The organism is Kribbella pratensis (assembly GCF_004366075.1).
GTDB lineage: Bacteria > Actinomycetota > Actinomycetes > Propionibacteriales > Kribbellaceae > Kribbella > Kribbella pratensis.
The window spans coordinates 1,369,596-1,388,068 of sequence record NZ_SODU01000001.1 but is presented as its reverse complement, the minus strand read 5'-3'; the positions used below and the strand labels follow the sequence as shown (position 1 = coordinate 1,388,068).

17 protein-coding genes and 1 pseudogene are annotated in these 18,473 nt (G+C 68.8%); 15 read left to right on the top strand and 3 right to left on the bottom strand.

What is annotated here, in order from left to right; genetic code table 11:
* Positions 1–131: 131 nt before the first annotated feature.
* Positions 132–1,328, top strand: a pseudogene (gene ftsZ / locus EV137_RS41315) (cell division protein FtsZ); the annotation flags it as partial.
* 435 nt (positions 1,329–1,763) lie between these two features.
* Here the strand turns inward: ftsZ and EV137_RS06645 are convergent.
* Positions 1,764–2,288: an ArsR/SmtB family transcription factor gene (locus tag EV137_RS06645; protein ID WP_134127194.1), complete on the bottom strand. Its 525-nt coding sequence runs from the start codon at positions 2,286–2,288 to the stop codon at positions 1,764–1,766.
* A gap of 57 nt (positions 2,289–2,345) precedes the next feature.
* On the opposite strand from EV137_RS06645, the gene EV137_RS06640 reads away from it, so the two are divergent.
* The 6 genes from EV137_RS06640 to EV137_RS06615 all read left to right on the top strand — a co-directional run bounded on the left by EV137_RS06640 (position 2,346) and on the right by EV137_RS06615 (position 6,649).
* Positions 2,346–3,251 carry a S41 family peptidase gene (locus EV137_RS06640; protein WP_134127192.1) on the top strand — a complete coding sequence of 302 codons (906 nt, stop codon included), beginning with the start codon at positions 2,346–2,348 and terminating at the stop codon, positions 3,249–3,251.
* A gap of 9 nt (positions 3,252–3,260) precedes the next feature.
* Positions 3,261–3,989 (top strand): peptidoglycan editing factor PgeF, encoded by a 729-nt coding sequence (gene pgeF / locus EV137_RS06635; RefSeq protein WP_134127190.1) that lies wholly within the window; start codon positions 3,261–3,263, stop codon positions 3,987–3,989.
* Positions 3,990–4,065: 76 nt separating this feature from the next.
* On the top strand, positions 4,066–4,779 hold the full coding sequence (locus EV137_RS06630; RefSeq protein ID WP_134127188.1) for a YggS family pyridoxal phosphate-dependent enzyme: 714 nt from the start codon (positions 4,066–4,068) through the stop codon (positions 4,777–4,779).
* Positions 4,780–4,850: 71 nt separating this feature from the next.
* On the top strand, positions 4,851–5,420 hold the full coding sequence (locus tag EV137_RS06625; RefSeq protein ID WP_133998653.1) for a cell division protein SepF: 570 nt from the start codon (positions 4,851–4,853) through the stop codon (positions 5,418–5,420).
* A gap of 38 nt (positions 5,421–5,458) precedes the next feature.
* Complete coding sequence (locus EV137_RS06620; RefSeq protein ID WP_130379857.1) at positions 5,459–5,764, top strand: YggT family protein; 306 nt, start codon at positions 5,459–5,461, stop codon at positions 5,762–5,764.
* Positions 5,765–5,899: 135 nt separating this feature from the next.
* Complete coding sequence (locus tag EV137_RS06615; protein ID WP_130379855.1) at positions 5,900–6,649, top strand: DivIVA domain-containing protein; 750 nt, start codon at positions 5,900–5,902, stop codon at positions 6,647–6,649.
* A 113-nt stretch (positions 6,650–6,762) separates the two neighbouring features.
* On the opposite strand, the gene EV137_RS06610 is transcribed toward EV137_RS06615, so the two are convergent.
* Positions 6,763–7,218, bottom strand: a complete 456-nt coding sequence (locus EV137_RS06610) for a pyridoxamine 5'-phosphate oxidase family protein (RefSeq protein WP_134127186.1) — start codon at positions 7,216–7,218, stop codon at positions 6,763–6,765.
* A gap of 46 nt (positions 7,219–7,264) precedes the next feature.
* On the opposite strand from EV137_RS06610, the gene EV137_RS06605 reads away from it, so the two are divergent.
* On the top strand, positions 7,265–7,741 hold the full coding sequence (locus EV137_RS06605; RefSeq protein ID WP_133998647.1) for a MarR family winged helix-turn-helix transcriptional regulator: 477 nt from the start codon (positions 7,265–7,267) through the stop codon (positions 7,739–7,741).
* A gap of 143 nt (positions 7,742–7,884) precedes the next feature.
* Here the strand turns inward: EV137_RS06605 and ileS are convergent, their stop codons facing one another.
* Entirely contained in the window at positions 7,885–11,043 is a 3,159-nt protein-coding gene (gene ileS / locus EV137_RS06600) for an isoleucine--tRNA ligase (RefSeq protein WP_134127184.1), read from the bottom strand.
* 280 nt (positions 11,044–11,323) lie between these two features.
* Between ileS and EV137_RS06595 the strand changes: the two genes are divergently transcribed.
* From EV137_RS06595 to EV137_RS06565, 7 genes are all read left to right on the top strand, one after another.
* Positions 11,324–11,599 (top strand): DUF167 domain-containing protein, encoded by a 276-nt coding sequence (locus tag EV137_RS06595; RefSeq protein WP_134127182.1) that lies wholly within the window; start codon positions 11,324–11,326, stop codon positions 11,597–11,599.
* 186 nt (positions 11,600–11,785) lie between these two features.
* Positions 11,786–12,472, top strand: coding sequence for a TraR/DksA family transcriptional regulator (locus tag EV137_RS06590; RefSeq protein ID WP_133998638.1), 687 nt, complete (start codon positions 11,786–11,788; stop codon positions 12,470–12,472).
* The gene (gene lspA / locus EV137_RS06585; RefSeq protein WP_134127180.1) at positions 12,445–13,056 is read left to right on the top strand and encodes a signal peptidase II; all 612 of its coding nucleotides are present in this window, start codon (positions 12,445–12,447) and stop codon (positions 13,054–13,056) included. The genes EV137_RS06590 and lspA overlap by 28 nt, the downstream gene beginning before the upstream one ends.
* Before the next feature lie 23 nt (positions 13,057–13,079).
* Positions 13,080–13,988 carry an RluA family pseudouridine synthase gene (locus EV137_RS06580; protein ID WP_134129408.1) on the top strand — a complete coding sequence of 303 codons (909 nt, stop codon included), beginning with the start codon at positions 13,080–13,082 and terminating at the stop codon, positions 13,986–13,988.
* 47 nt (positions 13,989–14,035) lie between these two features.
* Positions 14,036–16,348 (top strand): ATP-binding protein, encoded by a 2,313-nt coding sequence (locus EV137_RS06575; RefSeq protein WP_134127178.1) that lies wholly within the window; start codon positions 14,036–14,038, stop codon positions 16,346–16,348.
* 106 nt (positions 16,349–16,454) lie between these two features.
* Positions 16,455–18,125, top strand: coding sequence for a glycoside hydrolase family 13 protein (locus EV137_RS06570; RefSeq protein WP_134127176.1), 1,671 nt, complete (start codon positions 16,455–16,457; stop codon positions 18,123–18,125).
* On the top strand, positions 18,125–18,451 hold the full coding sequence (locus EV137_RS06565) for a hypothetical protein (protein ID WP_133998626.1): 327 nt from the start codon (positions 18,125–18,127) through the stop codon (positions 18,449–18,451). Before EV137_RS06570 ends, EV137_RS06565 begins: the two co-directional genes overlap by 1 nt.
* Positions 18,452–18,473 lie beyond the last annotated feature (22 nt).

Here is an 18,473-nt window from a genome sequence, read left to right as displayed (position 1 = left end):
GCGCGTGGACATCGCCAGAAGCCGTCCCGTAGCGTGCGACGTAATCTAAAGTTGACATAAGTCTAAGCATCCACTTGAGGTTCAGTCTTTTCGCTGGACAACGGGAAACGAACGAGGCGAGAGGCGCGGACGTGGCGGCACCGCAGAACTACCTGGCACTCATCAAGGTCGTCGGCATCGGCGGCGGCGGCGTGAACGCCGTCAACCGGATGATCGAGCACGGGTTGAAAGGCGTGGAGTTCATCGCCATCAACACCGACGCCCAGGCGCTGCTGATGAGCGACGCGGACGTCAAGCTCGACATCGGCCGCGAGGAGACCCGTGGCCTGGGCGCCGGTGCGAACCCGGCGATCGGGCAGAAGGCCGCGGAGGACCACGCCGAGGAGATCGAGGAGGCGCTGAAGGGCGCCGACATGGTCTTCGTCACCGCAGGCGAGGGCGGCGGCACCGGCACCGGCGGCGCGCCCGTGGTGGCGCGGATCGCCCGGTCGCTCGGCGCCTTGACCATAGGTGTCGTCACGCGGCCGTTCTCCTTCGAAGGAAAGCGGCGCGCGACCCAGGCCGAGGACGGCATTGCCACCCTCCGCGAAGAAGTCGACACCCTGATCGTCATCCCGAACGACCGGCTGCTGACCATCTCCGACCGCGCCGTGTCCGTGCTGGACGCGTTCAAGCAGGCCGACCAGGTCCTGCTGCAGGGTGTTTCCGGTATCACCGACCTGATCACCACGCCCGGCCTGATCAACGTGGACTTCGCCGACGTCAAGGCGGTCATGTCGAACGCCGGCTCGGCGCTGATGGGCATCGGCTCGTCGCGCGGCGAGGACCGTGCGGTCGCGGCCGCCGAGGCGGCCATCTCCTCGCCGTTGCTGGAGGCAAGTATCGAGGGCGCGCACGGCGTGCTGCTGTCGATCGCCGGCGGGTCCGATCTCGGCCTGTTCGAGATCAACGAGGCGGCCCAGCTGGTCTCGGAGTCCGCGCACTCGGACGCGAACATCATCTTCGGCGCGGTCATCGACGACGCCCTCGGCGACGAGGTGCGGGTCACGGTGATCGCGGCCGGGTTCGACGGCGGGATGCCGAAACGCCGCGAGCAGGCGATGAACCAGGCCCGCCCGCAGTCGTCCCGCCCGGCCGCACAGAGCTACTCGGCGCCGATGGCCGGCGGCACGACAACACCGGCCGGCCAGCAGTCCGGCCAGCCCCCCACCGGCGGTCCGTCGGGCGGCCAGCCGTCGAGCGCACAGCCGGGCGGAGGACAGCAGTCCGGTGGCCAGTTCTCCGGTGGTCAGTTCTCCGGCGGCCAGGCGCAGTCCGGCCAGGTGCCGGGTGGTCAGCCTTCCGCTCAGGCAGGGCAGAGCCAGCAGGGTCCGACGCCCGGAGCCGGTCAGGGCGCGGGGCAGGCGCAGCCAGGTGCCGGCCAGCCGTCGGGCGTGACGCCCGGCAACCCGGCCACCCCGACCGACGACACAGTGCCGGTGCCCGCACCGACCGAGCCACGGCCCGGTGCCGGGACGACGAATTCCGCGCGCCCGCAGGCGGGTGACGGCGTCCGCACCGTGCAGTCCGGCCAGCAGTCGGCCCAGCCGGCTCCGCACACCCCGGCCTCGCCGTCGACCCAGCACTCCTGGCCCACCCACGGCCCGAGCAACGCCGCCGGTCAGACCGGTCAGTCCGCCCAGTCTGCGCAGCCGAGCCAGCCGGTCAAGCCGAAGAGGCCGGAGCCCGAGGAAGACCTCGACATCCCCGACTTCCTCAAGTAGTCAGCTGTCCTCGCCGGGCGTCGTGGCCTGGCGAGGACGGTAGACGGACACGACCACGCCGTACCGCGACTCTCCTGGGCCGGCGTCGGCGAGGTCGTCGGCCAGCTGCTGCAGCGTGGCGGCGAGTTCCTCCGCCTGGGCTGCGGTCAGCCGCAGGTTCCGCACCGTGAACATCGGGTCGGGGTCGGCGGTCTCCAGGTCGGCCGCGACTGCCTGCAGCGCGACAGTGTTGTTGGCCCGCGCGCCTTCACCGGAGAAGCCGAACCGCCGCACCGACCTCCGGTAGTACTGCTCGGTCCCACCCCGCACCTGCCGCGTCTCGGCCACGTGCACCATTCCGGCGTCGCGGAGCACCCCCAGATGGTGGGCGACGTTGCCTTTCGCCGTCCCGAGCGCAGCGGCCAGCTGGCTGATCGTGGCCGCATCCTGCCCGAGTGCGAACAGCAAGCGGTGCCGTAGCGGGTGCCCGAGCGCCTTGAACTGCGCAGCGCTCGACACGTCCAGGTGATCGATGATCTCGGCCATGAATCAAGCGTCGAGAATTCTTGACACTTTGTCAATCCGCCTGCTCTACTCCTCGTCATGCACACCGAAGAGATCAGGACCGTCGTCGGCCGGCTGGGCGCGCTGGTCGCCGAGCACTACGTCTTTCCGGAGGTCGGCGCCGAGGTCGCGAACCGGCTCGCCGCGGCGTCCGCCGAGGGCCGGTACGACGGCCTTCAGGCGCCGGAGCAGCTGGCCGAGCGGGTCACGGCCGACCTGCAGCTCGGCAACCGCGACAAGCACCTGCGGCTCAAGTTCCATCAGGACGGGCCGCCGGACGAGACGGACCCGGTGGCCGAGGAAGCACACTGGCGCCGGTTGGCCGAGCGTGACGCCGGCGGGATCGCGCGGGTCGAACGACTGGACGGGAACGTCGGCCTGCTGGAGATCCGGCCGTTGCTGTACGACCCGAGCCATGCGGGTGCGGCCCTGACCGCCGCGATGACGCTGCTCGCGTCGGCGGACTCGCTGCTCATCGACCTGCGCCGCTGTGTGGGCGGGTCGCCCGATCAGGTCGCCTTCGTCTGCAGCTACCTGTTCGACGCAGGCGAACCGATCCATCTGCAGGATCTGGTCAAGCCGTCCGAGGGGACGCTGCGACAGTTCTGGACCGTGCCGTACGTGCCGGGGCCGCGCTTCGGCGGCACCAAGCCGATCTGGGTGCTGACCAGCTCGGCGACCTTCTCCGGCGGTGAGGAGGTGGCGTACAACCTGCAGCAACTCAAGCGCGCGGTGATCGTCGGCGAGCGGACGGGCGGCGGCGCGCATCCGCGCCAGGGCTTCAGACTGCACGATCAGCTGGAGGCGACCGTGCCGGTGGCGCGTTCGGTCAATCAGATCTCCGGGACCAACTGGGAAGGCACCGGCGTCGTTCCCGATGTCGACGTCCCCGCGGCCGACGCCTTCACCGAGGCCTACCGCCGCGCGACGGCTGCCGCTGGGTAACCTTCAGTCGTGTTCGGCTACGACGAGGTTCGCCAGGGTGTTCGGTTCGCGTTCACCGACCGCTTCGGCGGCGCCAGCAAACCGCCGTACGGCGAACTGAACCTGGGCAGTGCCTCGGGGCCGGACGTCGACGGGGTGATCGCGAACTTCGGGCTGATCGCGTCCGAGTTCGGGGTGCCCGCGGAGAACGTGGTGCGGGTCAGCCAGGTGCACGGCCGTGACGTGCACGTCGTACGGCCCGGCGACGACCTTCCCACTCGGCCGATGCCGAAGGCCGACGGTCTGGTGACGACGCGATCCGATGTGGTGCTGGCCGTTCGCGCGGCCGACTGCCTACCGGTGCTGCTGTCCGGCGACGGCGTGATCGGCGCCGCGCACTCCGGCCGCAAGGGCATGTACGTCGGCATCGTCCCGGCGACCGTCGACGCGATGCAGGAGCTCGGCGCCTCGACGATCACCGCCGTCCTCGGACCGTATGCGTGCGGGAACTGCTACGAGGTCCCCGACGAGATGCGGGCCGAGGTCGCGGAGCGGGTGCCGGCGTCGTACTCCGAGACCAGTTGGGGAACGCCCGCGATCGACGTGGCCGCCGGAGTGAAGGCGCAACTGGCCGAGCTCGGTGTCGAGGTGGTCGACGCGACTGCCTGCACGATCGAGTCCGAGAACCTGTACTCGTACCGCCGCGAAGGTCCCGAGAGCGGGCGGATGGCGGGGCTGATCAAGTTGGTCGCGCCATGACCGAGCGGAGCGAGGGCATCAAAAAGCACAGCGTACTCCGTGTCTCATCCGCGCCCGGAGCGAAGCGAGGACGTGGATGAGCACACGAGCCGACGAGCTTCGCGAGAACCTCGAGCAGGTAGAGGAGCGGATCGAGAAGGCCTGTCAGGCGGCCGGGAGAGCCCGGGACGAGGTCACCCTCGTCGCGATCACCAAGACCTTCCCAGTCAGCGACGTACGGGCGCTCGCGGGCCTCGGGATCCAGGACGTCGGGGAGAACCGCGAGCAGGAGTTGAAGGCGAAGGCGCCGGACTGCCCGGACCTCACCTGGCACTTCGTCGGGCAGTTGCAGTCGAAGAAGTCCCGTTCGATCGCGCGGTACGCATCGGTCGTGCACTCGGTCGACCGGTCGTCACTCGTCGAGGCGCTGTCCAAGGCGGCTGTGGCCGAGGAGAAAACGTTGCGCTGCCTGATCCAGGTGAGCCTTGCGGCGTACGGATCCGCCGACGCGGCAACCGGCGCGAGTCGGGGCGGTGTCGCGCCGGCCGACGTACCGGAACTGGCCGCGGAGATCGCGACGGCCGACGGTCTCGAGCTCGGGGGAGTGATGGCCGTCGCGCCCCTCGGTTCGGACCCCGAGGAGGCCTTCGGTGGACTGCGTGAAGTAGCGTCGCGGCTACGCTCCGAACATCCCGGCGCCGACTGGATCTCGGCCGGGATGACCGGCGATCTGGAGGCCGCGATCAAGCACGGTGCGACACACGTGCGGCTCGGGCGCGCCTTACTCGGTACGCGTCCTCCACTCGGTTAGTGTCGACATCGAGCAGGTTTTTGCTTTCTGCTCACTGTTGTCGTCGAACCGGATCGAGGTGCTGGAGGGCCATGAGCGGCGCACTGCGCAAGATGGGTGTGTACCTCGGCTTGGTCGAGGACGGGGAGCGCTACAACGCGCGGTACGACGACACCTACGACGACGAGTACGACGAGTACGAGGACGAAGCCGTCGACGGGGACTCCCACGAGACCGAGCCGGTACCCGCCGGCCGGGAGAGCCGCGAGCCTCGCACCGAGCCTCAGTTCCAGGGCCGCGAGGACCGTCAGGACCACAGCGGCGCCACGGTCAGCAAGTTCCCAGACCGGCGCGGTGTCGCGTCGTCCCCGGAGGTTACCGAGTTGGCCCGCATCACCACCGTGCACCCGCGCAGCTACAACGAGGCGCGCGTCATCGGTGAGCACTTCCGCGACGGTACGCCCGTCATCATGAACCTGACCGAGATGGACCACTCCGACGCCAAGCGGCTGGTGGACTTCGCGGCCGGCCTGATCTTCTGCTGCCGGGGCTCGATCGAGCGGATCACCACCAAGGTGTTCCTGGTCTGCCCGCCGAACGTGACGGTGGCTGCCGAGGAGAAGGAAAAGATCGCTGCGGACGGGTTCTACAACCAGAGCTGAGGCCGGCGCTTCCGCCGTCTTCTACACTCGTTGTCGACATGGATGCTCTCGCGCTCGTCCTCATCGTTCTGTACTGGGTACTGCTCGCCTTCTTCTTGGTGCTGGTGGCACGGTTCGTACTCAGCCTGATCGTCATGTTCGCTCCGCAGTGGCACCCCAAGGGGCCGCTGCTGCTGTTCTTCGAGCTGATCTACTCGATCACCGACCCGTTCCTGAAGCCGCTGCGGCGGATCCTGCCCCCGATCGGGGCCGGTGGAATCCGGATCGACCTGTCGATGCTGATGCTGTTCGTCATGGTGTCGGTGGCGATGGCGATCAACTCGACGGCCCTTCGATCGTTGTGAGGGTGAGGACCGCGAAGACTGGGTAGATAGAGCCCGGATTCCGTCATAAGACAACGAAGCGATAACGTGATCTACTGAGTCGCCAAGGCGAGGGCCACGGGGACTCCGCCAAGACACAGACAAACGAGGTGAAAGATGCCGCTGACGCCGGATGACGTCCGCTCGAAGCAGTTCACGCCCGTCCGACTACGGGAGGGCTACGACGTCACAGAGGTCGACTCCTTCCTCGACGAGGTGGAAGCCGAGCTCGAGCGACTTCTCGCCGAGAACGAGGAGCTGCGGGCCAAGCTCGCGGCGGCTCAGCGCGCTGGTGCTGACCAGCAGCGCCCGGTCGACCAGACCGCCGCGCTGCCGCCAGTCGTGCAGCAGCCGAAGCCCCCGGTCGTGGTCGAGAAGCCCGAGGAGAAGCCGCCGGTGGTGGCCGCTCCGACCGCGGCTGCGGCGGCCGGCACTGTCGGTGACGCCTCCAGCTCCGCAGTGCGGCTGCTGGAGATGGCCACCAAGCACTCCGACGACCTGGTCCAGGAGGCGAAGGACACCGCCGACAAGATCATCGGCGAGGCCCGCGCCAAGGCGGAGCGCCTGGAGAACGAGGCCCGCGGCAAGGCCGACCGGATGACCGGTGAGGCCCGCGCCCGCGCCGAGAAGCTCGACGGCGAGATCGCCGAGCGCCGCGCGCAGATGCTCGGCACGCTGGAGAAGCAGAAGGGTCAGCTCGAGCGCACGATCGACGACCTGCACGCTTACGAGCGTGAGTACCGCAGCCGCCTGAAGACGTACTTCACCGAGCAGCTGAAGGCGCTCGGCAACGGCGACGACACGCTCAGCCCGCGCAACGGCTTCCGGCCGGAGGCGCGTGCGCAGGCGCACGGTCACGGCGTCTGAACAAGACGTAGTCGCTGGGTTTGTTTGTTGAAGAGGCGGTGCTTTCCGGCAGCACCGCCTCTTCGCCATGTCTGGCCACCTCTGACACAGGGTCCTTCATCGGTGACTCGGAGTCAGGGCCAGACCGGTGGAACCTTCCGGCCGCTGAGCGTCTCGGCATCAGCAAGCCGCAGCCGGTACGGCGTAAGCCGCAGGAGTGACGGTGATTCCCCGTTCGGTCCGTCGGGGAACACACTCCAGAAGTCGTAGCCGAGTGGTGCGGGAGCGTCCCGGTACAGCTCCCACACTCGTTGCCGGGTCGCCCCATCCGTGACCCACTCCGCCTCGCAGTCCGCGACGGCCACCTCATGACCGGGCTCCCAGTAGCAACAGCTGACATACGAGCTGTGCGCCAGGTGCCGCACCTTCACCGGCGTCGCGCGCGTGACGATCCAGCCGGCCAGTTCGTCGTACAGCTCCCAGATCGGGTGCAGGATGCGGGTCCGCGGCCGATTGTCCGGCCCGACCGTGGCCACCGTGCACCAGACGATCCGGTGCGCTCTGTCCAGGAACTCCTTTTGCACAACCATGGTTGTAGATTAGCCGATACACAACCCCGGTTGTATATTTCGGGTCATGGAGTTCGATCCCGCTGACGCGGACCTGTCCTTGGCATCGTTGTTCGCCGGCTGGGCGCTGGCCGACGAGCTGCAGCGACGACTTGGGGGCGAGGGGTTCGCGGATTCGCGCTTCGCGGATGGGGTGGTGTTCCAGCATCTGGTCGGGGGGCCGGTGACGATCAGCACACTCGCGGAGAAGCTGGGCGTGACGCAGCAGGCTGCCTCGAAGTCGGTCGCCGACCTCCAGAGCCGCGGCTACGTCAGCCGCCGGCCCGACCCGGCCGATGCTCGCGCGCGCATCGTCGTACTGACCGATCGCGGCCAAGCCGTGATCGCAGCCGCCCGCAAACACCGTGCGGCTCTGGACGCGGAGGTTCGTCAGACTCTGGGGGACGACCGGGTCGAGGAGGCGCGGTTGCTGCTCGTCGACCTGATCGACCAGCTCGGCGCGAGCCCGTCATTGCGCGCCCGCGCCGTACGCCCGCCGCGTTGACCTGGCGGATGTCGGGGCTTGCCCCTTCAAATGGAGGGTTGCCGCCCGAAATTCTGAGTGGGCAACCCTCCATCTCGATGGGCAACCCCTCATTTGCTGGGTCTGCCAGGCAAATGCGGAGAGCGGGGACGGGGTGGTGGGGGTCAGGCTTTGGTGAGCCAGTAGGTGAGTTGGAGATCCTCTTCGGTGCCTTCGGCAACGTCGACGAGCGTGTCGAGGGGCGCCGTCTGGGTGAGGTCGACGGCGAGGACCTCGCGGGCGATCTCGTCGGCGTGCTTGCCGAGGGCATCGGTCAGCTCGGCGTCGGTCGAGGTCAGCCAGACCTTGATCCGGTCCGACACCTCGAGGCCGGCGTTCTTCCGGGCCTCCTGCAGAGTGCGGACCACCTCGCGCGCCAGGCCGGCCTGCTTCAGCTCCGGCGTGACTTCGAGGTCGAGGGCAACGGTCTCGCCCTGCTCGTTGACCACCGACCAGCCTTCCTTCGGCCGCTCGGAGACCAGGACCTCGGCCTCGCCCACCTGGACGTCCTCGCCGTCGACCACGACGGTCGCCGTACCCGACTCCTTCAATGCGGCGGCCAGCGCGCCCGCGTCGGCAGCGGCAATCGCGGCCGCCACTACCGGGGTCTGCTTGGCGAACCGCTTGCCGAGCTCCCGGAAGTTGCCCTTCGCGGAGAACTCGACCAGGTCCGCGCCCGCCGAGGACAGCGGCGCGACCGTGCCCACGTTGAGCTCGTCTGCGATCTCCCGCAGCAGCTCGGGGGAGAGGTCGGCGATCGCGGCCGATCCGACCAGTGCACGGGCCAGCGGCTGCCGCGTCTTCACCTTCGCCTCGGCGCGCGCCGACCGGCCGAGCTCGACGACCCGGCGCGCCATCGACACGTGCTGCGCCAGTACGTCGTCGATCAGCGTCTCGTCGTACGTCGGGAAGCTCGTCAGGTGCACCGACTCGGGCAGACCGGACGTGACCGGGCGGAACACGTCCTGCCAGACCCGCTCGGTGACGAACGGCGTCAGCGGCGCCATCACCCGGGTGAGGACCTCGAGCGTCTCGTGCAAGGTGGCCAGCGCGCTGGCGTCACCGGCCCAGAACCGGCGGCGCGAGCGACGGACGTACCAGTTCGAGAGCACGTCGACGAACGAGTTGATCAGCTGACCGAGCCGCTGCGTGTCGTAGGCCTCGTACGCCTCGTCGGTGTCCCGAACCAGCCGGTGCGTCTCGCTGACCAGCCAACGGTCCAGCACCGAGCGATCCGCGACGGCCGGGGCATCCGCCGGCGACCAGCCGGCCAGCCGGGCATACAGCGCGTGGAACGCGACCGTGTTCCAGTAGGTGAGCAGCACCTTCCGGACGATCTCGTTCAGCACGTTCGGCCCGATGCCGCGCGCCTTCCACGGCGACCCGGACGCGGCCATGAACCAGCGCACCGCGTCCGCGCTGTGGTCGTCCATCAGCGGGATCGGCTCCAGGATGTTGCCCAGGTGCTTGGACATCTTCCGGCCGTCCTCGGCGAGGATGTGCCCGAGGCAGACGACGTTGCGGTACGACGACTCGTCGAACACCAGCGTGCCGACCGCCATCAGCGTGTAGAACCAGCCACGCGTCTGGTCGATCGCCTCGGAGATGAAGTCCGCCGGGTAGGTCTCCGCGAACTTCTCCTTCGACCCTTCCGCCCACGGGTAGCCCCACTGCGCGAACGGCATCGAGCCCGAGTCGTACCAGGCGTCGATCACCTCCGGCACGCGGCGCGCCTCGGCGCCACAGGTGGGGCAGTCGAACGTGATGTCGTCGACGTACGGTCGGTGCGGGTCGGTCGCGCTCAGGTCGCGGCCGGCCAGTTCACCGAGCTCCGCCAGCGATCCGACGCACACCTGGTGGTCCTCACCGCAGCGCCAGATCGGCAGCGGCGTACCCCAGTAGCGCGAGCGGGAGACGGCCCAGTCGATGTTGTTGCGCAGCCAGTCGCCGTACCGGCCCCACTTGACCGAGTCCGGGTACCAGTTGGTCTTCTCGTTCTCGCGGAGCAGGGCGTCCTTCACCTGGGTGGTGCGGATGTACCAGGACGGGAGGGCGTAGTACATGACCGGGGTGTGGCAGCGCCAGCAGTGCGGGTACGGGTGCTCGTACGGCACGTGCTTGAACAGCAGGCCGCGGTCCTTCAGGTCCTTGACCAGGTCCTCGTCGGCCTTCTTGAAGAACTGCCCGCCGACCAGCGGTACGTCGGCGTTGAAGTGACCCGTGGTGTCCACCGGGTTCACCACCGGCAAGTTGTACGCGCGGCCCACCGCGAGGTCGTCCGCGCCGAACGCGGGAGACTGGTGCACCAGACCGGTGCCGTCCTCGGTGGTGACGTAGTCCGCCAGTACGACGAAGTGCGCCGGCTCGTCGAACGGTACGAGCTCGAACGGCCGCTGGTACGTCCACCGCTCCATCTCGCGACCGCCGTACTCACCAGTGACCGTCCAGCCCTCGCCGAGTCGGTCCAGCAGCGGCTTGGCGACAACCAGCGACTCCGTGCCGTCGGTGGCGACGACGTACTCGACCTCTGGGTGTACGGCGACCGCGGTGTTCGAAACGAGTGTCCACGGGGTCGTCGTCCAGACCAGCAGCGACGCCTGGCCGGCCAGCGGGCCGGAGGTGAGCGGGAAGCGGACGTAGACCGACGGGTCGACGACGGTCTCGTACCCCTGGGCGAGCTCGTGGTCGGACAGACCGGTGCCACAGCGCGGGCAGTACGGCGTGATCCGGTAGTCCTCGACCAGCAGGCCCTTGTCGTGGATCTGCTTGAGCGACCACCAGACCGACTGGACGTACTCCGGGTCCATCGTCTTGTACGGGTGCTCGAGGTCGACCCAGTAGCCCATCCGGGTGGTGAGCTCGTTGAACGCGTCGACGTGCCGCAGCACGGACTCGCGGCACTTGGCGTTGAACTCGGCGATGCCGTAGGCCTCGATGTCGGGCTTGCCGTTGAAGCCGAGCTCCTTCTCGACCGCGACCTCGACCGGGAGGCCGTGGCAGTCCCAGCCGGCCTTGCGCTCGACCCAGAACCCCTTCATGGTCCGGTAGCGCGGGAACACGTCCTTGAAGACGCGGGCCTCGATGTGGTGGGTGCCGGGCATGCCGTTCGCGGTCGGCGGGCCCTCGTAGAACGTCCAGGGCTGACCGCCGACGGATTGCTCGAGGCTCTTGGCGAAGGTGTCGTGCTCGTCCCAGAGGGTGAGCACCTCGCGCTCGAGCGCGGGGAAGTCGACCTGGGCGGGAACCTGCCGCCACGGGGTACCAGGGTGATGCGCTTCCGCCATCTTTCTGCGTCCTTCGTCCGTGCCTGCTGACTGGACGAGGGACGAAGTGCCGGGCCTGTCGCCTGGCTACCGCGCGGTACCACCCTCCTTGGCGACCGAAAGTCCGGTCACCCACTTCCTTGACGACACGCTGCCGGTTCTAATAGGTCCCTACGGACTGTTCTTCCGGCGGCTCCGGGGTGATGGCCCCATCACTGCCTTGCGGTTCGCGGTCATCAGTGTACGGCGTCGTACCGGGTGACTACGAATCGTTAATCAGTGGTCGGGTGAGAATTCTGGTATGAGAATTCTGCTGCGGGTGAAGCCGGGGGCTTCCAGGACCGCGGTCGGCGGCCGGTACGACGGTCCGTCCGGGCCGGCGCTGGTGGTCGCGGTGGCAGCCCGGGCGGTGGAGGGACAGGCGACGAAGGCTGTCCTGACGGCGGTCGCTGCGGAGTTCGGCGTACGGCGTTCCGCGGTGACCTTGGTACGTGGTGCGACCAGCAGGGACAAGCTGGTCGAGGTAGAGGGGGAGGCGAACGACATCCGGGCACAGCTCGAACTTTTGCTGGGCTGACCTGGGATCGTTACGGACAGTGATGTCCGCAATGTGGTTGTGACGCGCGGAACATCGAGCGGACTTGAAGAACCGACTACCGTATGTCCACGGTCTGCGCGTCGGACTGGCACGCGGTGTTCGCGTGGCCTACTGTCTTGCGACCAGTCCGCTTCAGTCTCCGACGGAAGGCAGGGGGTAGCTGACATGGCTACATCGGCACGGAAGAAGTCCGCCCCCCAACGTTCTGCCGCGGCCAAGAAGAGCGCCGCCGGCAAGCAGTCCGAACCGGTCCAGAAGACGACGGCTCGCAACGGTGCGGCGAAGACCTCGCCGGCCAAGAAGACCTCCGCGGTGAAGAAGTCGTCATCGACCACCGCGGCCAAGAAGACAGCGGCTAAGACCCCTGCCAAGAAAGCTCCGACGAAGAGGGTGGCCATGAAGACGAACGAGAACAGGACACCGGCGACGGCGCCGGCGAAGTCCGCAGCACACACGGCCGAGACCTTCAAGGTGAAGCCGGGCGAAGACCCGTGGACCGCGGCCGAGCTGGCCGAGCTGCGCGCGGAGCTGGAGGGTGAGGTCGAGCACCTCAAGCAGGAGATCAAGGACGCCGAGCAGGAGATCGCGGGCCTGTTCCGGGACGGCAGCGACGGCGCCGGCAACGACCAGGCGGACGTTGGCTCCACCACCCTCGAGCGGTACCACGAGCTGACGCTGGCCAACAACGCCCGCGACATGCTGAACCAGATCGAGTTCGCGCTGACCCGGATCGACGACGGCACCTACGGCGTCTGCGACAACTGCGGCAACGCGATCGGCAAGGGTCGGCTGCAGGCGTTCCCGCGTGCGACACTGTGCGTCTCATGCAAAGAACGCCAGGAACGCCGCTGAACGACACCGCCTCGTCCCACCAGGCGGGGACCCCAGACACCCCGGAACCGGCCGACACCCCCTCGGCCGGTTCTCCGTCGTCGCCGGCCGGTCACTCGTGGAAGTGGACTGTGGTGTTTGGCGGGGTTGGGTTGCTGGTCTTGTTGTTGGATCAGGTGACCAAGGCGATTGCGCTGGCGCAGTTGACGCCGGGGGAGCCGGTGAACGTGGTCGGTTCGCTGCTCAAGTTCAACCTGATCCGGAACTCCGGCGCCGCGTTCAGCCTCGGTGCCGGCTACACGCCGTACATCGCCGCGATCCAGATCACCGTGGCGCTCGGGGTGGTCTACCTGTCCCGCAAGCTCGGGTCGGCGGGCTGGGCGGTCGCGTTCGGCCTGCTCTTCGGCGGTGCGGTCGGGAACATCCTGGACCGGATCTTCCGGGAACCGTCGCCGTTCCACGGGCACGTGGTCGACTTCCTGCAGACCCCGCACTGGGCGATCTTCAACGTCGCGGACATGGCGGTGACGTCGGCCGCCGTACTGCTGGTGATCCAGACGCTGCGCGGGATCAAACTCGACGGGACCAGGGAGCACCGGCAGTGACACCAGGGAGCTCCCGGACCGTGATGGTGCCCGACGGTCTCGCGGGGGAGCGCCTGGACGCTGCCCTGTCCCGGCTGTTCGGTGTCTCCCGGACGAAGGCCGCCGAGCTGATCGAATCCGGCCTGGTCCAGGTCGACGGGGCCACGGCGCCGAAGTCGTCCCGGGTCGCGGCCGGCGTCCTGCTCGACGTCGAGCTGCCGGCACCCCCGTCCGAGGTGACCGTCGTACCGGAGACCGTCGACAACCTGCGGATCGTGTACGACGACGACGAGATCGTCGTCGTGGACAAGCCGGTCGGTGTCGCCGCGCACCCGTCGCCCGGATGGACCGGCCCGACCGTGATCGGGCACCTGGCCGGAGCGGGCTTCAACATTTCCACGAGCGGCGCGGCCGAGCGCAAGGGCATCGTGCACCGGCTGGACGTCGGCACATCCGGGCTGATGGTGGTCGCGAAGACGGAGTACGCGTACACCGTCCTGAAGCGCGCCTTCAAGGAGCGCACGGTCAAGAAGATCTACCACGCACTCGTGCAGGGTCATCCCGACCCGTTCACCGGCACGGTCGACGCGCCGATCGACCGGCACCCGCACCACGACTACAAGTTCGGCGTGGTGGCCGGCGGGAAGCCGAGCATCACGCACTACGAGACCCTCGAGGCGTTCCGGTACGGCACCCTCCTGGAGATCACCCTGGAGACCGGCCGCACCCACCAGATCCGCGTCCACATGTCCGCGATCGGCCACCCGTGCTGCGGCGACCTGACGTACGGCGCCGACCCGGTCCTCGCCGAACGCCTCGGCCTCACCCGCCAGTGGCTGCACGCGATGCGCCTGGGCTTCACCCACCCCGGCACAGGCGAGTACGTCGAGTTCACCTCGAAGTACCCCGCAGACCTCGACCACGCGCTCGATCTCCTCGTCGACGCCCAGTAGCCGCGTCGAGCGGCAGAGATCCGGCCGGACCTGGCCTACGCTGAGGCATGGCCGAGTCCAAGGTCACGGGGACGGCTCGTGGGCGGCTTCCGGCCGAGCTGACGAGTTTCGTCGGGCGGCGTCGCGAGCTGACTGCCACCCGGCGACTTTTGTCGAGCAGCCGGCTGCTGACCCTGACCGGTTCCGGTGGGGTCGGCAAGACCCGGCTGGCGCTCCGGATGGCCACGGAGGTACGGCGTACCTTCGCCGACGGCGTGTGGTTCGTCGAACTCGCCGCGCTGCACGACGCCGGTCTGCTCGGGCTCACGCTGGCGAACGCGCTCGAGCTGAGTCAGGTCTCGGCCAATCCGACCGCGGATCTCGCGGAGTACCTGGAGGACAAGCACCTGCTGCTGGTGCTCGACAACTGTGAGCAGGTCGCGGAGGCGTGCGCCGTGATCGTCAGCAAGCTGCTCGCGGCCGCACCCCAGCTCCGGATTCTCGCCACCAGCCGGCATGTGCTCGGAGTGGAAGGCGAGCAGGTCCTGTCGGTTCCTCCGTTGTCGACGCCACCCGGCGAGGCCCCGGCCGCCGACGCCGACCAGTACGAGTCACTGGTTCTCTTCGCGGATCGGGTCCGTGCGGTACTGCCCGAATTCGTGATCGACGAGACCAACCGGGCTCAGGTGATCGAGGTGTGCCGGCGGCTGGACGGCGTACCGCTGGCGCTGGAGCTCGCGGCGGTCTGGATGCGGACCTTGTCGCTGCCGCAGATCATCGATCGACTCGAGGACCGCTTCCGATTGCTCACGAGCGGGCGCCCGGCCGGGCCGCCGAGGCAACAGGCACTGGACGCTGCCGTCGGCTGGAGCTACGACCTGTGCTCGCCGGCGGAGCGGATGCTCTGGGATCGGTTGTCGGTCTTCTCCGGCGGATTCGACCTGGAGGGCGCGGAGGAGGTCTGCTCGGGTGACGGCATCGACCGCGACGACGTGCTCGGCCTGGTCGCCGGCCTGTTGAACAAGTCGATCATCACCCGCCGAACGGCCGGTGCGCACCCGACCGCCTGGTACGAGATGCTCACGACGATCGGCCACTACGGCCGCCTGCGGCTGGCCGACCGGACTCGCGAGTACCGGCTCCGGCACCGCGATCACTACCGCACCCTGGCCGCGCAATGGGAGACGGACTGCTTCAGCCCGCGGCAGGGCGACTGGTACCTGCGGATGCGTCGCGAGCGCGACAATGTGCGGGCCGCGCTGGACTTCTGCCTGGCCGAGCCGGGCGAGGGTCCGGCCGCGCTGGAGATCGCGGCCCCGATCTGGAACTTCTGGTTCGCCGGTTTCCTGCGCGAGGGCCACCGCTATCTGACCCGCGCGCTCGATGCCGCGCCGGAGCAGACACCGGTCCGGGCGCTGGGGTTGTGGGCGGGCAGCTACCTCGCGATGTTCCTCGGCGAGGCGGAGCAGCTCGGCCGGTTGCTGACCGAGTGCGAGGAGCTCGCCGAGCGGTACGACGACGATCGGCTGCGGGCCCGGATCGCGGAGGTGTCGGGGCACGCGGCGATCTACCAGGGTGATCTGGCCGGAGCCATCGATCGCCTGGGGCCGGCACTGGCCGGCTATCGCGCCGTGGGGGACGCGCTCGGTGAGTTCGACGTCTTGATCCTGTTGTCCGCGGCAACGTTCTTCCTGGGGGATCCGCGGGTCGCGGAGTTCAGCCAGGCGGCGTACGACCTGGCCGAGGCCCATGGCGCCGAGTCGTCGAAGGCGTACGCGCTGTGGAGCGTCGGGATCGTGCAATGGCGCGATCACGACCAGATCGTGGCGGCGACGCGGTCGCTGCGGGACGCGATCCGATTGTGGCAGCCGCTCAACGACCGCACCGGGATCGGCTTCTGCGTGCAGGCGCTGTCCTGGTGCGGCGGGTCCGCGGCGCCGGACGAGAACGCGGCTCGTCTGATGGGGGCCTCGCGGGCGGTGTGGCGGTCCAGCGGTGCGCATGTCGACGAGACCACGCCGTACAGCCAGTTCGACGACCGGACCGAGTCGCGGATCCGGAGCGCGATCGGCGACGCCGCGTTCGAGAGTGCGTTCGCGCGCGGCGCGGCGTACTCCTTCGAGCAGGCTGTCGCGCTGGCACTGGGGGAGGAGGCCGAGTCGGCCCGGACGGCGAAGCCGGGGATGGCAGGACGGCTGACGCGCCGCGAGTACGAGATCGCGGGGCTGATCGGCGAAGGGCTGAGCAACCGGGAGATCGCCGCTCGCCTGGTCATCTCCCAGCGCACCGCCGAGACCCACGTCGAGCACATTCTCAGCAAGCTCGGCTTCACCTCCCGCGCGCAGGTCGGGCGCTGGCTCGCCGAACACCCCGACCGGTAGAGCGCTCTCTCCGTACCGAAATACGTAGGTGTCCCGATGCCTTCGGTGTCCGGCCTGGCAATCCTTGCTGACAACGTTGCCCCTCACACCGTTGCCGAGGTCCTGGATGTCTGCCGAGACGAGTCGCCCACCGCTGAACTGGTGGCGAAGCGCCGTGGTCTACCAGGTCTACGTGCGCAGTTTCGCGGACTCCGACGGCGACGGTATCGGCGACCTGGATGGCGTCCGGTCCCGATTGCCGTACCTGCGCAGCCTCGGTGTCGACGGGCTGTGGCTGAACCCTTTCTACCCGTCACCGCTGCACGACCACGGGTACGACGTCTCGGACTATCGCGGCGTCCACCCGGACTACGGAACGCTGGACTCCTTCGACCGGCTGGTCCGCGACGCTCATCGCCTCGGCCTCAAGGTGATCATCGACGTCGTCCCGAACCACTGCTCGATCGAGCACCACTGGTTCCGGGCGGCGCTCGCGGCCGGTCCCGGGAGCCCGGAGCGGGACCGCTTTCACTTTGCCGAAGGCAGGAACGAGCACAGCGCGGACGGCCGGGGCGACGAGCCGCCGAACAACTGGCGGTCGATCTTCGGTGGGTCCGCGTGGCAGCGGGTGCCCGACGGCCAGTGGTACCTGCACACGTTCGCCGCCGAGCAGCCCGACTTCAATTGGCGGCATCCCGAGGTCGCGTCGTACTTCGAAGGGGTGCTGCGCTTCTGGCTCGACCGGGGTGTCGACGGGCTGCGGATCGACGTGGCGCACGGGCTGCACAAGGCCGAAGGGTTGCCGGACCACGAGCACGCGGATCACGACGAGCTCACCGGTGACCCGATCAACCCGCATGCCTGGAACCAGCCCGAGGTGCACGATGTCTGGCGCGGCTGGCGAGCCGTCGCGGAGGAGTACACGCAGCGGACCGGCCGCGAACGGGTCCTGGTCGGTGAGGTCGGCGTGCTCGACACGCACCAGCTCGCGCAGTACCAGCGTCCGGACGAGCTGCACCAGACCTTCTTCTTCGAGTTCCTGCGCGCCGAGTGGGACGAGCGGTCGCTGTACGGCGTGATCGAGCGGGGCCTGCGGACGATCGCCGGGTCCGGATCCTCCGTCGCCTGGGTGCTGAACAACCACGACATGCCGCGGTCGGTCACCCGGTATGCCGGAGGTGCACCCGGCGCCGGACCCGGCGATCTGGACCTCGGGCTGGACCGGGCCCGAGCCGCCGCGCTGCTGATGCTCGCGCTGCCGGGGTCGTCGTACCTCTATCAAGGTGAGGAGCTGGGCCTGCCGGAGGTCACGGATCTCCCGGACCACGTGCTGACCGACCCGATGTTCCACCGCACAGGTGGCGTACGGCGCGGGCGGGACGGGTGCCGGGTCCCGCTGCCGTGGACCGCGGACCACGATGTGTTCGGCTTCTCGCCGGACGGCTCGGCCGGTACGACGTGGTTGCCGCAGCCCGGCTGGTTCGCGGAGCACGCGGTGGACCGGATGCTCGACCGCGGCGACTCGATGCTGCACCTGTACCGGGAGGCGCTCGCTCTGCGCCACCGCCTCCCCGCACTCCGGTCGGACGACTTCCGGTGGCTTCCGACCGAGCCCGGCGTACTGGCGTTCACCCGGGGCGACGGCTTCGCCTGCGTCGTGAACTGCTCGCCCAAGCCCGTCTGCAACCCGGTGGACGGCCCCCTGCTCCTCGCCAGCGACGCCGCTGTGCTCGACGGTGCCGGCGAGAAGCTCCCCCCGAACACCGCCGCCTGGGTCCTGCTCGAGGCGGAACGCTGATGGACAGCTGTACGCGCCCGCTGCTGCTCGGCTACATCCGTGCACACGTGCTCATGACGGCCGACGAGATCGACGCGGCCAGGGTGAGCCTGGCGGCCTTCGCGCTGGCTGAAGGATTCGCCCTCGGCACCGTCTACCTCGAACGTCCGGCCACTGCTCCGGCGGCGTTCGAGGCGCTGCTCGACGAGGTGCGGCGCGACAACGACGTCTGGGCGGTGGTGGTGCCGACCGCACACCACCTGACCGACGGCGGGCTCCGAACGATGAGAAACAACCTCGAGCACCACGGAGCGGTGCACCTGATGGTCGCGGCGGCGGCCCCCTGAACCGGCTGACCTGGCGTCCTTG

Excerpts from the sequence above, each read along its gene's own strand:
- EV137_RS06580 (WP_134129408.1), top strand. The coding sequence starts at position 13,080 with ATGGTGCCCGACGGTCTCGCGGGGGAGCGCCTGGACGCTGCCCTGTCC.
- ileS (WP_134127184.1), bottom strand. The coding sequence starts at position 11,043 with ATGGCGGAAGCGCATCACCCTGGTACCCCGTGGCGGCAGGTTCCCGCC.
- EV137_RS06645 (WP_134127194.1), bottom strand. The coding sequence starts at position 2,288 with ATGGCCGAGATCATCGATCACCTGGACGTGTCGAGCGCTGCGCAGTTC.
- EV137_RS06630 (WP_134127188.1), top strand. The coding sequence starts at position 4,066 with ATGAGCACACGAGCCGACGAGCTTCGCGAGAACCTCGAGCAGGTAGAG.
- EV137_RS06620 (WP_130379857.1), top strand. The coding sequence starts at position 5,459 with ATGGATGCTCTCGCGCTCGTCCTCATCGTTCTGTACTGGGTACTGCTC.
- EV137_RS06570 (WP_134127176.1), top strand. The coding sequence starts at position 16,455 with ATGTCTGCCGAGACGAGTCGCCCACCGCTGAACTGGTGGCGAAGCGCC.
- EV137_RS06625 (WP_133998653.1), top strand. The coding sequence starts at position 4,851 with ATGAGCGGCGCACTGCGCAAGATGGGTGTGTACCTCGGCTTGGTCGAG.
- EV137_RS06605 (WP_133998647.1), top strand. The coding sequence starts at position 7,265 with ATGGAGTTCGATCCCGCTGACGCGGACCTGTCCTTGGCATCGTTGTTC.
- lspA (WP_134127180.1), top strand. The coding sequence starts at position 12,445 with ATGCAAAGAACGCCAGGAACGCCGCTGAACGACACCGCCTCGTCCCAC.
- EV137_RS06590 (WP_133998638.1), top strand. The coding sequence starts at position 11,786 with ATGGCTACATCGGCACGGAAGAAGTCCGCCCCCCAACGTTCTGCCGCG.
- EV137_RS06615 (WP_130379855.1), top strand. The coding sequence starts at position 5,900 with ATGCCGCTGACGCCGGATGACGTCCGCTCGAAGCAGTTCACGCCCGTC.
- EV137_RS06610 (WP_134127186.1), bottom strand. The coding sequence starts at position 7,218 with ATGGTTGTGCAAAAGGAGTTCCTGGACAGAGCGCACCGGATCGTCTGG.
- EV137_RS06575 (WP_134127178.1), top strand. The coding sequence starts at position 14,036 with ATGGCCGAGTCCAAGGTCACGGGGACGGCTCGTGGGCGGCTTCCGGCC.
- EV137_RS06595 (WP_134127182.1), top strand. The coding sequence starts at position 11,324 with ATGAGAATTCTGCTGCGGGTGAAGCCGGGGGCTTCCAGGACCGCGGTC.
- EV137_RS06565 (WP_133998626.1), top strand. The coding sequence starts at position 18,125 with ATGGACAGCTGTACGCGCCCGCTGCTGCTCGGCTACATCCGTGCACAC.
- EV137_RS06640 (WP_134127192.1), top strand. The coding sequence starts at position 2,346 with ATGCACACCGAAGAGATCAGGACCGTCGTCGGCCGGCTGGGCGCGCTG.